This is a genomic window from Geomonas oryzae (genome assembly GCF_004117875.1).
GTDB lineage: Bacteria > Desulfobacterota > Desulfuromonadia > Geobacterales > Geobacteraceae > Geomonas > Geomonas oryzae.
On sequence record NZ_RAHW01000004.1, the window covers coordinates 88609 to 103676 of the forward strand.

At 59.6% G+C, this 15068-nt stretch carries 14 protein-coding genes; 9 read left to right on the forward strand and 5 right to left on the reverse strand.

The window, feature by feature from the left end; genetic code table 11:
* Positions 1-158: 158 nt before the first annotated feature.
* Positions 159-2234 (forward strand): PxKF domain-containing protein, encoded by a 2076-nt coding sequence (locus D6Z24_RS11125; protein WP_129126666.1) that lies wholly within the window; start codon positions 159-161, stop codon positions 2232-2234.
* Positions 2235-3127: 893 nt separating this feature from the next.
* On the opposite strand, the gene D6Z24_RS11130 is transcribed toward D6Z24_RS11125, so the two are convergent.
* Complete coding sequence (locus tag D6Z24_RS11130; RefSeq protein WP_129126667.1) at positions 3128-3796, reverse strand: fibronectin type III domain-containing protein; 669 nt, start codon at positions 3794-3796, stop codon at positions 3128-3130.
* A gap of 201 nt (positions 3797-3997) precedes the next feature.
* Between D6Z24_RS11130 and D6Z24_RS11135 the strand changes: the two genes are divergently transcribed.
* The 3 genes from D6Z24_RS11135 to D6Z24_RS11145 all read left to right on the forward strand — a co-directional run bounded on the left by D6Z24_RS11135 (position 3998) and on the right by D6Z24_RS11145 (position 6948).
* On the forward strand, positions 3998-4306 hold the full coding sequence (locus tag D6Z24_RS11135) for a hypothetical protein (RefSeq protein WP_129126668.1): 309 nt from the start codon (positions 3998-4000) through the stop codon (positions 4304-4306).
* Between the two features lie 520 nt (positions 4307-4826).
* Entirely contained in the window at positions 4827-6191 is a 1365-nt protein-coding gene (locus D6Z24_RS11140) for a sensor histidine kinase (RefSeq protein ID WP_246014644.1), read from the forward strand.
* A 19-nt stretch (positions 6192-6210) separates the two neighbouring features.
* The gene (locus D6Z24_RS11145; protein ID WP_129126670.1) at positions 6211-6948 is read left to right on the forward strand and encodes an alpha/beta hydrolase; all 738 of its coding nucleotides are present in this window, start codon (positions 6211-6213) and stop codon (positions 6946-6948) included.
* Positions 6949-7032: 84 nt separating this feature from the next.
* Here the strand turns inward: D6Z24_RS11145 and D6Z24_RS11150 are convergent, their stop codons facing one another.
* Complete coding sequence (locus tag D6Z24_RS11150; RefSeq protein ID WP_129126671.1) at positions 7033-7533, reverse strand: rubrerythrin family protein; 501 nt, start codon at positions 7531-7533, stop codon at positions 7033-7035.
* Between the two features lie 211 nt (positions 7534-7744).
* Between D6Z24_RS11150 and D6Z24_RS11155 the strand changes: the two genes are divergently transcribed.
* Positions 7745-8329 carry an exopolysaccharide biosynthesis protein gene (locus D6Z24_RS11155; protein WP_129126672.1) on the forward strand — a complete coding sequence of 195 codons (585 nt, stop codon included), beginning with the start codon at positions 7745-7747 and terminating at the stop codon, positions 8327-8329.
* On the opposite strand, the gene D6Z24_RS11160 is transcribed toward D6Z24_RS11155, so the two are convergent.
* Positions 8322-8657 (reverse strand): cupin domain-containing protein, encoded by a 336-nt coding sequence (locus tag D6Z24_RS11160; RefSeq protein WP_129126673.1) that lies wholly within the window; start codon positions 8655-8657, stop codon positions 8322-8324. The genes D6Z24_RS11155 and D6Z24_RS11160 overlap by 8 nt on opposite strands.
* A gap of 51 nt (positions 8658-8708) precedes the next feature.
* A complete protein-coding gene (locus D6Z24_RS11165; protein ID WP_129126674.1) occupies positions 8709-9185 on the reverse strand; it encodes a tRNA (cytidine(34)-2'-O)-methyltransferase in 477 nt (158 codons plus the stop codon).
* Between the two features lie 265 nt (positions 9186-9450).
* Between D6Z24_RS11165 and trpB the strand changes: the two genes are divergently transcribed.
* The 4 genes from trpB to D6Z24_RS11185 all read left to right on the forward strand — a co-directional run bounded on the left by trpB (position 9451) and on the right by D6Z24_RS11185 (position 14218).
* Positions 9451-10641, forward strand: a complete 1191-nt coding sequence (trpB, locus tag D6Z24_RS11170) for a tryptophan synthase subunit beta (protein ID WP_129126675.1) — start codon at positions 9451-9453, stop codon at positions 10639-10641.
* Positions 10642-10884: 243 nt separating this feature from the next.
* Positions 10885-11577: a transglycosylase SLT domain-containing protein gene (locus tag D6Z24_RS11175; protein ID WP_129126676.1), complete on the forward strand. Its 693-nt coding sequence runs from the start codon at positions 10885-10887 to the stop codon at positions 11575-11577.
* A 99-nt stretch (positions 11578-11676) separates the two neighbouring features.
* The gene (locus D6Z24_RS11180) at positions 11677-12171 is read left to right on the forward strand and encodes an LEA type 2 family protein (protein WP_129126677.1); all 495 of its coding nucleotides are present in this window, start codon (positions 11677-11679) and stop codon (positions 12169-12171) included.
* 148 nt (positions 12172-12319) lie between these two features.
* Positions 12320-14218, forward strand: coding sequence for an ABC-F family ATP-binding cassette domain-containing protein (locus D6Z24_RS11185; RefSeq protein ID WP_129126678.1), 1899 nt, complete (start codon positions 12320-12322; stop codon positions 14216-14218).
* Between the two features lie 136 nt (positions 14219-14354).
* On the opposite strand, the gene D6Z24_RS11190 is transcribed toward D6Z24_RS11185, so the two are convergent.
* Positions 14355-15062 (reverse strand): DnaA/Hda family protein, encoded by a 708-nt coding sequence (locus tag D6Z24_RS11190; protein ID WP_129126679.1) that lies wholly within the window; start codon positions 15060-15062, stop codon positions 14355-14357.
* Between the last annotated feature and the right edge of the window lie 6 nt (positions 15063-15068).

Consider the following 15068-nt stretch of genomic DNA (forward strand, 5'->3'; position numbering starts at 1 on the left):
TAAATGTATCTGTCGAATAATTGTGCTTAATTTTGCTTTGTTGTAGAAATAAAAACGCACAACCAGATACCGAACCTGACATCCGCATTAGTTTACCGATAAAACTTTACATTACCGTTTCGCGAAGGGGATTCAATATCTCATCGAAGGAGGGGAAAATGAAGAAAATGGCATCGTTTCTTCCCATGGCGGCCTTACTTTTAGTTACGGCTCCGGCGCTGGCCGGTTCGCCGGTCTGCCAGAAGGCGCAGGCTATTATTAATCCAGGCAACCAAACAGGCGTCGTACCAGGTTCAACGGTGCCTCTCGATGGTACCAATTCGAACCCCAAGGACAACGTCGCCTGCGCATGGCGCTCGCTGGATTCCCCGGCGATGCCGATCATCAACCAGAACTCCTGCTTCGCCACCTTCAAGGCGCCCGACGTCGGCCCGTCCGGACAGACCTTCCGCTTCGAGCTGAAAGTCACCTCCCTGGAAGCCGGCTGCTCATCCCAAGTCGACACTAAAACGACCAACATTTCGGTCGTCAACACCAACCATCCTCCTGTGGCCTCCGCCGTGGTTGCTGGCGGCGTTTTGCCATACAGCGTGAACGAGGGGACCCTGGTAACGCTGGACGCCGGCGGATCGGTGGATCCGGACGGCGATGCCCTGTCCTATTCCTGGGTACAGGTAATCGACTCGGCCAATCCGGTCACGGCTGTGACCATCAACAACCCCGAAGGTGTCTCGGCCACCTTCACCGCCCCGCCGGAGCAGTACCCCAACGGTGAAACCCTCAGATTTCGCCTGACGGTTTCGGATGGATACCTTAGCAGTTCGACGGACATCCTCGTTCAAATCACGTCGGTCAACGCCGCTCCCTCCGCTAAGGTGTCATGTCCGGAAACTGTGAACGAAGGAGATCCCCTCACGCTCAAAGGCCAGGACTCGTCCGACCCTGACGGCGGTGTTCTGGCGTACCAGTGGACCCAGTTGGAAGGGCTTCCCAATGCTGATTTGAGCCAGACCAACCTGGCCGCTTCTCAGATTGCATTTGCCGCTCCCAAACTGAGCTCGTTCCCGTATGACAAGATGACTTTCGGATTAACGGTGACCGATAACGGGAATCTCACTGCCGATGCCTCCTGCCAGGTGAAGGTCAAAGACATCACGCCACCGATTATCAGCGGGGCCCCTGCAACCCTGGTCCTCAAGGAAGCAACTTCGGCGGCCGGAGCGGCGGCAACCTTTGCCCTAACGGCGCACGATGCCTACTATGGTGATGTGGATGTTACCTGTGACCCGGCATCCGGCAGCACATTCCCCCTCGACGTGACGACTGCAGTGCAATGCAGCGCAAGCGACTTGGCGACGCCTCCCAACAAGGCTGAGGCTTCTTTCACGGTGAAGGTCGTGGATACCACGCCGCCGGAGTTGACCTTGCCTGGCGATATCGGGCCGACCGAAGGCGATACCCTTGGGGGCGCCACCATCACCTACGCCGACGCCGTGTCGGCGCTCGACCTCGTCGACGGGAAGAAGTCGGTCAGTTGTCTGCCGACATCGGGCGCCATTTTCCCGGTCGGCACTACTACGGTAAGCTGCAGTGCCAGCGATGCGCATAAGAATCAGGCAAACGGCAGTTTCTTGGTAACCGTAAAGGATACAACGCCGCCTGCCGTGGCATTTGCAGGCAACATCGCAGATGGCGACAGCTTTTACTATGGACAAACCCCAGCTGCGCCGACCTGCTCGGCAAACGACATCGTTTCGGGACCTGTAGCATGCCAGGTTTCCGGCTACAGCAGCTTTGTCGGCACCCACACCATGGTCGCAACCGCAAAAGACAATGCCAACAACACAGGGACATCGACTCGAACCTATACGGTCCAACCCTGGACCCTCAAAGGTTTCTACAACCCGGTTGTGATGACCAGCGGCACCCTCAATACCGCCAAAGGGGGGGCGACCATACCGCTTAAATTCGAGGTGTTCATGGGCTCGACTGAACTGACCAACACCTCTTCAGTGTCCAGCGTCCAGACGCAGTCAATAAGCTGCGATTCGGTTGCTGGCACGGAAGATCCGGTCGATGCCACCACCACGGGCGGCACCGCGCTCAGATACGACACAACCGCTGGGCAGTTCGTCTTCAACTGGCAGACCCCCAAAACACCGGGTAGCTGTTACGCGGTTACCGTCACGACGCTGGACGGCTCTAAGATTGTCGCCAACTTCAAGCTGAAATAGCGCATCGCTGCATCGGCAATAAAGCGTACGGGGACGAGATGGCATCTCCTAGTAACGAGATGCCATCTCGTCTGAACGAGTTTGACGCCTACCGGATCGAAATGACATCTCGTCCGAACGAAATGACATTTCGTCACAGACGAAGCCACTTCATCTCGTCGGAATACCCTTCTCCGAAACGAATTCCCCTTTCAATGAACGAAATCGCAAGGCATGCCGACGAAAGGACAACTCGTTCTTTCGAAATCGCATCCCGCAATTCGAAATGATCTTTTGCGCCGACGAAATGATCTTTCGCGTGAGAGTTATGATGATTCGCTGAGAGGAAGTGGCATGTCGTCGCGCCAAGTTCAGTTCCGACCCACGAAGCAACGCCCTCATGTTCCGAAATGACATTTCATCCCGACGAGATGACATCTCGCTGCCGGGAAGAGGCATTCCGTGCCGACGAGATGCCGTTTCGTCCAGCAAGATGGCATTTCCCCCGCGCGAGATGACATTTCGCGGAAGGAGTAGCCGCAATTGCCTCCACGAACACGCATTTCACGGCGCCGAAAGTCCGTTTCTCCTGAGGAAGCATCATATCCTTCGCGGAGGTTGGCGTTTGCCGGCGGCAGGCGCTGCAGTTATTCCGTGAGGCGGCATGTTGTGTCAGCCGCAACACTTTTGGGGCGGGGGATAGAACGGTTCGTGGCGCCGAGATGTCTTTACGCCGTACGGGATGGCATTACCTTCCGGCAAAACTGGACTTCACATATATAGTCGAGGCGATCGTACGGCCAAGTAAAAAACGAGCGTGCGGGTTGGCGATGGGGGGATTTGTTAAGCGTTGTCGGGGGACAGCACGAAGAGAGGCCCTGTATGTGCGCAAGGCCTCTCCTCCGTCAGGCGACCTAGAGAATCCTCAAGCTGATGATCTCCGACCAAGGGCTCATCCCCCCTTTGCCGAAACACCTGATTTTGAAATAGTACAGTTTTCCCGGCTCGAGACCGGAGAGCTCCATCTTTCTGCAGGAGTCGAACGGTCCCATGATCGTCCAGGACTCTTCCAGCGATGGATCACCTGTGCAAAAAGCAAGGTAGTAGGCGCGAGCCTTTTCGACCTTGGCTGCGCTCGCCAGAATGGTGCCGGAGTTCACTCCATGCTTGACCTTCGGATTCTGCGGCGCGTGCACGTTCGCGTTAACCGCACTCCGAGCCGCCTTCTTCCTGGGTTGCAACGGCAGGTTTACGATCAGACTGTTGTTGTTCTCAAGAACCGACCTCATCACCGCCCACTGCACGGCTCCCGCCACATGCAGCTCCACGATGGGACGCATGGCGTCCCGTTCCGCTACCTTGTTCACGTCGTGGGATTCGGCAGCGGCATTTAAAACCAGGAAGTTGGTCCCCATGCCCTTCAGTGCGGAAGGCTTCGAAAGGGGTGGAGGGAAAGCCTGCTCTCCCTGGTGCCCCGAGTGAGCCTCGAAGGCGTCTCCCAGGTTGATGGCGTAGTGCCCAAGTTCGAGATGTGACATGTTACTGAGCTTCAAATCGACCGCGTTGAGAAAACGGTTTGGCATACCTGTTCCTCCTTGTGTGTGAGATCGCGATTCGGAAAAAAGTAACAGGCCGCCTTGGAATTGTAAAGCGATTCTAATTTTTTTTAAGCAGCTACTCTCGTGGCCTTGGTAGAAGTGGTGCTGTCGGGCCGATTCCGCTTGATTCCCTGCGCCGATTGTCTTAATTATTCCTGGTAAGCAATCCCCCGGACGGGAGCAGCAATGGATCAGCATCTGACGTATATCTTCGCCGGCAACATCTTCCTCATCTTCATCGACGCCACGGTCGGCTATTATGCAGCGCCCGCCGTCGCCCTGCTCGTCGGAACCGACGAGGAGGAGGTCGGGCGTACCGTGCGCAGCGTCCGGCGACTGCTGTCCTGGGTGGTCACCCTGTACATGTTCTTCAACTGCCTCGCCTATTTCGACAACAAGGCATGGCTTTTGTACTTCACCACTGCAGTCCTTGCCGTTGACATCACGGCGCAACTGCTCCTCTTCCGCAAGGTGATCGGGCGCAGAGGGCGCTGAACCTCCGGGAGAGGACGAGGCTGTGTTGCTCTCCTTCCATTGCCCGACCGTCACTGTACAAATAAAGTCTTTATCAATTTGAATTAATGTGTTAGCTTTGCGGTTCGTTTGCGACATCAGCCGACATACGGGGCAACGCATGAGCTGTAGAGCATCTTTCATCGAAAGATTGAAGGCCTGCATATGGCAAGATGGGGAGGACAGCATGGAGCTGGTCCTCTTCGGCGTACTTTGCCTGATGGCCGCTGTCGTTTCCGTGTTTGTCATGATGCCTGCGAATTATCTGCAGGGCCTCCCTCCTTTCATCAACGTGCTGCTCTCCCTATTTGCTGTTTTTGCTCTGGTCCTTTTCCGTGAGTCATGCTGCGGCAGGTCACATCCGAAGAAACTGTTTTTCCTTCTTCTGGCCCTGCTTGACCTGGTGTGGTTTCCAAACGGGGCGTCTTTAGGCAGCATCCCCTTCTTTTTCGTATGCATTTTCATGTACCTGCCGATATTTTTCCGGGGCAGGCAGCGCCAGGTGCTAGTTGCCATTGCCGTGCTTGACGTCATTGCGCTCCTTGCACTGGAACTGCGTTTCCCGGAGTGGGTGGTTCCTTTCCGGTCCCAGTACGACAGGATAGCCGACGAGGTCGTTGGGTTCGTTGTGACGGCAGGTGCGTGTACGACCATGCTTTGGGCCTTGATCAAGAGGTACGATCACGAACAGAAACGCCTGCAGTCGGTCAACGAAGAGCTGCAACAAATCATCGTGGAGCGGTCGCTGGTAGAGGGTGCATTGCAGCAAAACCGAGAGTTGCTCAATGCGATAATCGAAGGAACCACCGACGCCGTTTTCGTGAAAGATGTCAACGGGCGATACCTTCTCCTCAATAAGGCCTCGTTGCAGATGACCGGAAAGGAATTGTCGGAGATCCTCGGGAGGGACGACACGGAGCTGTTCTCGTCGGAAGAGGCTCGGCGGGTCATGGAGGAGGATCAAAGGGTGCTTCGCAACAACGCCGTCAGCGTCGTGGAGCACGAAATCGCGTCGTTAAAAGGCGAGCGCATCCTGGTAGAGGTGACGAAAGGTCCGCTGCACGACAAGGAAGGAAACGTGGTCGGTGTCTTCGGGATCAGTCGGGACATCACGCAGACCCGCAGGATGGCCGAGGAGTTGAGCCTGCTGAACGAGGAATTGGAGCGGCGCGTCGTCGAGCGCACCGCCCGGCTCGAGGCCGCCATGAAGGAGCAGGAAACCTTCAGCTATTCCGTGTCTCACGACCTGCGCGGGCCGCTGCGCCACATCAACAGCTACACATCCATCGTGCTTGAGGAGTACGGCTCCCACCTTCCGCCCGATGGGAAGCAGTACCTGGAGCGGGTCTGCGCCTCGACGCGCAGGATGGGGACCCTGATCGACGACCTGCTCGAACTCTCCCGCATCGGACGCTCGGAACTCAACAAGGTGCCGGTCAACTTGAGTGAGGTCGCCCGCTCCATAGGGAGCAAGCTTCAGGATGCCGAGCCGCAGCGCCGGGTGGAGATGCTGATCGAGCCGGACCTGGAGGTGCACGGTGACCGGGGGCTTTTGGAGCAGATGCTGGAAAACCTGGTGGCCAATGCCTGGAAATACTCGAGCGTGCGTGAGACGGCCAGGATCGAGGTGGGGCGCAGCGGGGGGGCTTTGAAAGGCACCTTCTTCGTGCGTGACAACGGCGCCGGGTTCGACATGGCTTACCAGAACAAGCTTTTCGGCGCCTTCCAGCGGCTGCATGGTTCCGAGTTCGAGGGGACGGGAATCGGGCTCGCCACGGTGAAGCGGATCGTCGAGCGGCACGGCGGCAGCGTGTGGGCCCACGGCGTGGTCGACGAGGGCGCAACCGTCTATTTCTGCCTCCCCTGATCATGCCGCGGGAGGGCTCATGCTCAGATCGCTCAAACTTCTTACCGTCTGCCTGGTGGCGCTTTTGCTGAGCGCCATGGCCTGGCAGCGGCAGCTTCTCTACTTCCCCACCCATCATGACCTGGACAACGGTCTCACCCCGTGGCGCGACAAGGGCGAGCTCATAGGCTTTTACCGTCCGGTCCACGCCCCGGCGAACGTCTGGCTCATGACCCACGGCAACGGCGGACAGGCGAGCGACCGGGCTTACGCCGTCCCCTCCTTTTCCCGCTCCGATGCGGTCTACATCCTGGAATACCCGGGGTACGGCCTGCGCAAGGGGACTCCCTCCCAAGAAAGCATCAACGAGGCGGCCAAAAAGGCGTATCTCCTTTTGCGGCGGCAGTATCCCCACACGCCGGTCTGCGTGGCGGGAGAATCCCTCGGCAGCGGGCCGGCTTCTTTTCTCGCCACGGTGACGCCGCCACCCGACAAAATCGTCCTCATCGCCCCTTTTGACAAGCTGCACAGGGTAGGGCAGTACCACTACCGGTTTCTCCCTGTGCGCCTGCTTCTGGCGGACGACTGGGACAACGTGAAGTCGCTTGCGGGATACCCGGGAAAGGTGGAGATCTTCGGCGCGAAGGACGACGAGGTCATCCCGGCGCGCTTCGCAAAGGCCCTGGCGGAGAGCAGGCCGGGGACGGTGTTTCACGAGATACCGGGGGGGCATAACGACTGGGCGACGCCTGGGCGGGTCAGCATCAGGAATCCCTGATGGGAAGGGAAAAGGAGATCGTCTCGGAAAGGGCGTTCGTGAAAAAGAAAGGGCGCAGCCGATGCCGGCCGCGCCCTCGTCGCGTTATGCGATCCTGGAAAATTTTTCCTTAGGCACCAGGCATACGGCGCATTTGTCGGGCGCCTCGTCGTACACCGTGTTGCCGCAGACTTCGCAGACATAGATCGGGCGGTCGGCCAGATCGACGCCGTTTTGCACGGCGGCCAGCGCCTGCTGGTACAGGTCGTGGTGTACCTCCTCGACCGCGAGGGCGAACTTGAAGGAGTTCTCCGCCGCGCGATCACCGTCCTTTTTCGCCTGCTCGAGAAACGGCGGGTACATCTGCTGGAACTCGAAACCTTCGCCTTCGATGGCTTCCTTCAGGTTTTCCACCGTCCCCTTGATCCCGCCCATCGCCCGCAGGTGCGCGTGGGCGTGCACCGTCTCGGCATGTGCCGCGGCACGGAACAGTTTCGCTACCTGCGGCAGCCCCTCCGCCTCGGCTTTCGCAGCAAAGGCAAGGTATTTACGGTTTGCCTGACTCTCCCCGGCGAACGCTTCGGCAAGATTCTCCTTAGTCGACATCTCTTCCTCCCTGTTATTAAAATGTGCTGTTTGAATATAGACAGAGATCTTCCACAGTCAAGGAATGGAAAGATTATATTTATCTGATATGTATACGGTTTTCGGCAGGGCAGAGGGGGGTGGCGGAGCCTCTTGACATTGGTCGCATCCAATGTAATCTGCGAAAGGCTGTCTAAGGGGTGCTTTGACGGCGGTATGAGAGAGGCTCCGCATGGAGAGAGAGATCACCAACCTTCAGGAGATGCTGGACCGCATCAACCAGTCGGCCGACGACGAAGGGCGTGTTTCCTTGGGGCAGATAGTTGAGTCGGTGGGGGATCGATCCTTCGGGCCTTTGCTGCTCATGGTGGGGGTGATCGCGGCCTCCCCGATCAGCGGCATGCCGGGCGTGCCGACTACGATGGGGATCTTCATCCTGCTCATCGCAGGGCAGCTCTTCTTTCGCAGGGAACATTTCTGGCTGCCGAAATGGGTCCTGCGCCGCTCGCTGGCCAAGGAAAAGGTGCACACGGCGGTGCGGTGGTTGAGTCCCCCGGCCCGTTTCATCGACCGCTGGCTCAGGCCGCGCATGTCCGCGCTGATCCAGGGGGGGAGCACCTACCTCATCTCGTTTGTCTGTGCATCCATAGCCATCGTCATGCCGATGATGGAGTTGGTCCCTTTCTCCGCACACGGCGCCGGGCTCGCCCTCACCGCTTTCGGCCTGGCGCTCATTTCCCGCGATGGTCTGTTGGCCCTCATCGCCTTCGCCGTGACCGCCGTGAGTTTCGGCGTGGTTGTCTACCAGTTCAGCTGACGCCGCCCGGAAGGTACTCCTTGCGCACGGGTGAGAAAACCTCGATCGCCACCGAGTCCTCGATGATCTCGGCGCGATGCTCGGCCCCTCCGGCGATGCACCAGCCGTCCCCTGGCTGCACCTCGTGCGGGACACCGGCTATGGTCAGCCTGATCCGGCCGCTCACGAGGTATCCCGTCTGCTCGTGCGGGTGGCTGTGCATCGGCAGCAGGGCCCCCTTTTCAAGAACGAACTCGACCATCAGCGTCTTTTGGCCGTGCACCAGCGTCTTCTGCATGATCCCCGGCAGGACTTCCCGATAACCTGCACCGCACTTCTTTTCGAACATCCGTCTCTCCTTTCCAGATGCCGGGGCCGTCCGCGCCGGCGGGGAGGGGAGCTACGCCCCTTGCAGCGCTCCGGTCTGTCGCAGCGCCTCGTAAAGCACGATCCCCGCCGAGGTGGAGAGGTTCAGGCTGCGCACCTTGCCGATGATCGGGATCCTGACCGCCGTATCCGGGTTGGCGGCGATGAGTTCTTCGGGAAGCCCCTTCGTCTCCTTGCCGAATACGATGAAATCGCCCGGGAGGAAGGAAAACTCGACGTAGCTTTGGTCCGCTTTCTTGCTGGTATAGACGAAGCGTCCCTCCGGGAAGGAGGCCTTCAGGGCTTCCAGGTCCTCCCAGTAACGGATGTCCACCTCGCTCCAGTAGTCGAGCCCGGCCCGCTTCAGGTATCGGTCGTCCGTGGAGAAGCCGAGTTTGCCCACGAGGTGCAGGACGGTGCCGGTCGCGCCGCAAAGCCGCGCTATGTTTCCCGTGTTGGGCGGTATCTCGGGTTCGACCAGCACTATGTGAAATGGTTTCGGCAACGCCATCGGTTCACCTCTCCGGGATTGATCGGCAGGGTAAAAAAGGGGCTCTGTCAGAGCGAAAAAAGGTCCTCACAGGAGTCGTTTTTTACCCTGGAAAATGAGCTCGAGAAACAGTGTTTATATGTAGCTCAAAGCCGAAAATAAGGCAAAGAGAAACGGCTAAAAGTGAGTAACGGCGGTAGGTTGACTGGGGGGGGTGCTCTGTAAGCTTGCAATTTATCGACAGATAGTCTATTATGCCCCCCTCATACACCGACTGGAGGCAACCTTGGACACGCCTGACCACACTGGACACTTCGGCCGTTTCGGCGGCAGATACGTCTCCGAAACGCTCATGCCGGCCTTGCTCGAACTCGAGAAGGCGTACAACCATTTTCGCAATGAAAAGGGGTTTCAGGAGGAGTTCGCCTACTACCTGCGTCAGTACGTGGGGCGCCCGAATCCGCTCTACTTCGCCGAGAAACTCACCGCGAAAATGGGGGGGGCGAAGATATATCTGAAGCGCGAAGACCTGAACCACACCGGCGCGCACAAGGTGAACAACACCATCGGTCAGGCCCTTCTCGCGAAGCGCATGGGCAAGAAAAAGGTGATCGCCGAGACCGGCGCCGGGCAGCACGGTGTGGCGACGGCGACCGTTGCGGCCCTCTTCGGCATGGAGTGCGAGGTCTTCATGGGTGAAGAGGACATCCGCCGCCAGTCGCTGAACGTGTTCCGCATGAAGCTTCTGGGTGCCAAGGTGACCCCGGTGAGCTCCGGTACCGCAACGCTTAAGGACGCCATGAACGAGGCGATGCGCCAGTGGGTGACCTACGTGGAAGATACCTTCTACATCATCGGCACCGTCGCGGGACCGCATCCCTATCCGGTCATGGTGCGCGACTTCCAGTCCATCATCGGCCGCGAGGCGCGCGAGCAGCACCTGGAGGCCGAAGGTCGGCTCCCCGACTACCTGGTCGCCGCCGTGGGCGGGGGGAGTAACGCCATCGGGCTCTTCCACCCCTTCGTGAACGATGCGAACGTGCAGATGATCGGCGTCGAGGCCGCGGGTTACGGCATCGAAAGCGGCAAGCATGCCGCTCCGCTTTCCGCCGGCAGCGTAGGCGTGCTGCACGGCAACAAGACCTACCTTTTGCAGGACGAGTACGGGCAGATCGCCCACGCCCATTCCATTTCCGCAGGCCTCGACTACCCGGGGGTCGGCCCCGAGCACTCCTACCTGAAGGAACTCGGCCGGGCAAGCTACGTCTCGGTCACCGATGATGAGGCCCTGGAGGCGTTCCAGGTATTAACACGCGAGGAGGGGATCATCCCCGCCCTGGAGTCTTCCCACGCCGTGGCTCACGCACTGCGTCTGGCTCCGACACTTTCTACCAACGAGAGCATCGTCGTCTGTCTGTCGGGCAGGGGCGATAAGGACATCCATACCGTGGCTGATGTTATGGGGGTGCAGCTTTAATATATGAAATTTTGAGGCTTTAGTGGGGGAGGTCCGCACGGGCGGGCCTCCCTTCTTATTTCCGTAGATTGCAAAAAATTAATGCAAGTATTGCAATGTAGTCGGAATTGATTACACTAGAACACCTCGGGTTGGCGATGAGCCAACGGGATTCTAAAGAAAGGAGATGATTGGCGCGGGCTTCACTACCGACATTAAGTATCACTACCTAAAGCCGGCAAAAGCCATATCACGAAATCTATCATGAAAAGAAAAATTGTAGTGCTGATCGCGGTGCTCCTGATGACGGCATCGTGCGATCAGTCCCACCTGCAGCAGGCACAGGTACCGGTGACTCCGTCGGTGTCGGAGTCGGACCGGGCGCTGTTGACCTGGGCCGAGGGGAGCGAGAAGCAGGGAGATAACAAGGCTCCCTCTGCTCCCATGGCCGTGCAGATGGACCTCCCGAAACAGACCGAACTGGATGGGAGGAAGAAGCTGGTTCCCGCAATCTACGCCACCTTTGCCCGCAGGACGACCCCTGCGAGGGCCAAGTGGCTCGCGGAAATTTGCTATGAGAAGACGGAGGGAACCATTTTCACGCCGCTGGATTTGGCCGAGATAGCTCTCGCGGAAACCGGCGGGCACAAGCTCTCATCGAGAGCGGTATCATCCAAGGGTGCCCTTGGGGTGTGGCAGTTGATGCCGGAACGGGCCGAGAGCCACGGCTTCACGCCGCAGGACATGTGGGACGACGAGAAGTGCGCTGAGGCGGCCGTGAAGGAGCTTTACGAGAAGCTCGACATGGCCGGTGGAAACAAGGCCCGTGCGAAAAGGCTCTACTGTGGAACGGGGCCGGCTGCCAGGGCCTATGACAAGATCCGCAAGCGCTTCCGCACGGAGATACTGCGGGAGATGCAAAGGGGCATGCTGATGCAGGTGGCCAGCAACCGATAGTCCTTTTGCTGTTTGAGTAGACGTTGTGCTATAGTGGGCGGGTTCCTTTCGGGGGCCCGCCCGCTTTGTTTTCACCAATCCCTTTTCCAGGAGTTTGTTTTGAGAAGAATCGCTTTGCTGCTGTTGCTGTTAGTCGTTCTTTCAGGGTGCAATACGCTGGTCAAGACGCCGGTTGTCGTCATGCAGGACCTGAGTGTGGTCTCGGTTGATCCGGCCGGGGCCGGCATGGAAGTGTACCTGAGAGTGAAAAACCCGAACAACTTCGACCTGAAGCTCCACGGCTACAGCTATGACCTGAAGGTGATGGCGCTGCCGCTCGTCAAAGGGGGGGCGCGCGAGGAGGTCAACTTTCCGGCCAACGAAGAGGCCGATGTCCGCATCCCCATTCGCGTCACTTACGCCGATCTCCTGGAGATCCTGAAGCGCAAACCTGATCCGGACAAAATTCCCTATCAGTTGGCGGCAGGTCTCGATCTTGATACGCCGCTTGGGCAGATGACCGTTCCGGTGAAGCACACGGGCACCTACGCCATCCCGAAGCAGTACCGCCCGGCTGCCATCTTCGGCAAAATCGCCGACTTTTTCAAATTCTAGGACCTCTTTAGCGGCAGGCGTCGTGCCTCGGCACCCCTCCCCCTCCGGGTCTTAGCCCACCGTAGGGCTTCGGTCCGCAGGCGGGGGCGGGCACGCCGGGGCTGCTTCCAGGTGGTCTGGCGCTGTCTGGTCCTTTATCGGAGTATCCATGAACGTTGTTGATATCACCGGGCTCTCCAAAAGCTTCGGCTCGCGGGTCCTTCTGGACGACGTGACCTTCGCCGTCGGAGAGGACGAGCGGGTTGGGCTGATCGGCGCGAACGGCGCCGGTAAGTCGACCCTTCTTACCATCCTCGCGGGGCTTGAGGACCGTGACGGCGGCTCCATCGCCATGAAGCGCGGCGCCTCGGTAGGCTACCTGAGCCAGGAGCCTGTCCTTGACGACGGGGCCACCGTCGCCTCGGAGATCGAGAGCGGCCTTACCGCGATCCGTGCCGCCATGGCGAGCTTCAACGAACTCTCCGAGAAGATGGCGGCGAACCCGCCCGACATGGATCGGCTTTTGGCGCGCCAGGGTGAGCTCTCCGTCTGGATCGAGCACCATGGCGGCTGGAACACCGACCACCGTGTCCTCGAGATGATGACCCATCTGCAGCTCCCCGACCCGCACCAGGTGATCGGCACCCTTTCCGGCGGCACCAAGCGCCGGGTGGCCCTGGCGAAGCTTTTGCTGCAGGCCCCGGAGCTTTTGCTCCTCGACGAGCCGACCAACCACCTGGACGCCGACACGACCCAGTGGCTGCAGGATCACCTGAAGGCCTACCCCGGCGCCGTGATGCTGATCACGCACGACCGCTACTTCCTGGACGAGGTGGTGACGCGCATGTTAGAGCTCGAGCGCGGCGGCATGATCTCCTATCCCGGCGGCTACTCGAATTACCTCATCCAGCGGGAAGAGCGGCTCATGAACGAGGCGACGCGCCGCTCGCGCCTTTTGAACCTTCTGCGCATCGAGACCGACTGGATCCGGCGCGGCCCCCCGGCGCGCTCCACGAAACAAAAGGCCCGTATCGACCGCTACCACGCCCTCGAGGAGAGCCTCTCCGGACCGGCGCGCCGCGATCTGAAGATCGGCTTCAACACCGAGGAGGGGCTCGGCGGCACCATCCTCGAACTGGACGGGGTGAGCAAGTCCTTCGGCGCGAGAGATCTCGTGAAACGGCTCAGCTTCGGCATGAAGCGTGGCGACCGTGTCGGGGTGATCGGCCCCAACGGCTGCGGCAAAACGACACTGATCCGGATGATCATGGGTGAGGAGGAGCCGGACCAGGGGAAGGTCGTGGTCGGCAAGAAAACACGCATCTCCTACTTCGATCAGTTGCGCGAGGTGCTCGACCCTAACCAGACCATCTACGACTTCTTCGGCGAGGGTGACTACGTCACCACGGCGAGCGGCGAGAAGCGGCACAAGATCGGCTACCTCGAGGACTTCCTTTTCTCCCCTGAGGACAGACGGCGCCCGGTCGGCAGCCTCTCCGGCGGCGAAAAAAGCCGCCTCATCCTGGCGCGGCTCATGCTGCAGGACTCGAACCTCCTGGTGCTCGACGAGCCGACCAACGACCTGGACATCCCGACCCTGCAGCTGCTGGATGCTTCCATCTCGTCCTTTCCCGGCTGCGTGCTGATGGTGACGCACGACCGCTTCTTCCTGGACAAGGTGGCGACCGGCGTCCTGGCCTTCGAGGGGGAAGGGGAGGTGACCTTCTACGAGGGGAACTACTCGAACTACCGTGAGCGCCGGGAGGCGGCCCGCCAGGCGGCCTCGGCGCAGCGCGTCGAGAAGAGGGAAGCCCAGGCGGCGAAGGCGGAGAAGCCGAAGAAGGGGCTCACCTACGCCGAGCGGATCGAGCTCGAGAAGCTGGAGGGGAGCATCGCGGAGCTGGAAAAGGAGTTCGCCGAGGTGGAGGCCCTCCTGGGCGATCCCTCGCGCTACGGTTCCGTCGAAGGCGGTATCGCCGCCATCACCGCCGACTACGGCAGGCTGGAGGCGGAGCTCGCCAGGGCCTTCGAGCGGTGGGAGGAGCTGGAAACGAAGAAGGGCAATTGACGATGGATGATTGACAATTGACAGCTGATACCTGCCCGGTCGATGACGCCGGGTTTTAAAACGACAAAGGCTTCCGGAGAGGTGATCTCTTCGGAAGCCTTTGTTTATTGATGCCTGCGATCGTACGGATGCGAGGTCAGCCGCTCTTGAAGATTTCTTTCGCGAGCCTCAGGCTCACCTTCCTCTTCGTGGCGATGGCGGTGCGGTTTATGGTCTCCAGCGCATAGACCAGCGAGGGGATGTCGCGCCTCACCTTCAAAAGCATCTCGTCTATCACGTCGTCCGGCAGGGCCATCTGCCGGTCCTCGGCAAGCTTTTTCAGGATCATCCGTCTCGAGTCGTCGTCCGAGACGTCCATGCGTGCGACGAGTCCCCACAGAAGGCGGCTGGTCAGGTGCCCGTCCAGGTGGGGGAGCTCCTTGGGCGGGGTGAGTCCGGAGATGACGATCTTTTTTCCGGCGCTGTAGAAGGCGTTGAAGAGCTCCCAAAGCTCGACGCGGACCTCCTGGTTGTCGGGCAACAGGTTCAGGTCGTCCAGGATGAGCGCGTTGGCGCCGGCGAAGTGCTCGGCAAGCGGCGAGGGGCCTTCGTTTATGAAGTCGCCGCGGTAGAGGGAGGCCGCGTCGCGGAAGGAGAAGTATCTCCCGTCCAGGGCGACGGCAAGCGCGGTCAGAAGGTGGGTTTTCCCCGATCCCTCGGGGCCGTAGACGTAGAGGAGGTTCTCCGCGTCGCTGCCCGAGGCGAGCCTTTGGGCGAACTGGTAGGCGGTCCTGTTGCCGCTGCAGACGACGAAGTTCTCGAAACCGAAGCGCGGGACGACGGGGAAATCGAAGATAAGCTGCATATGACC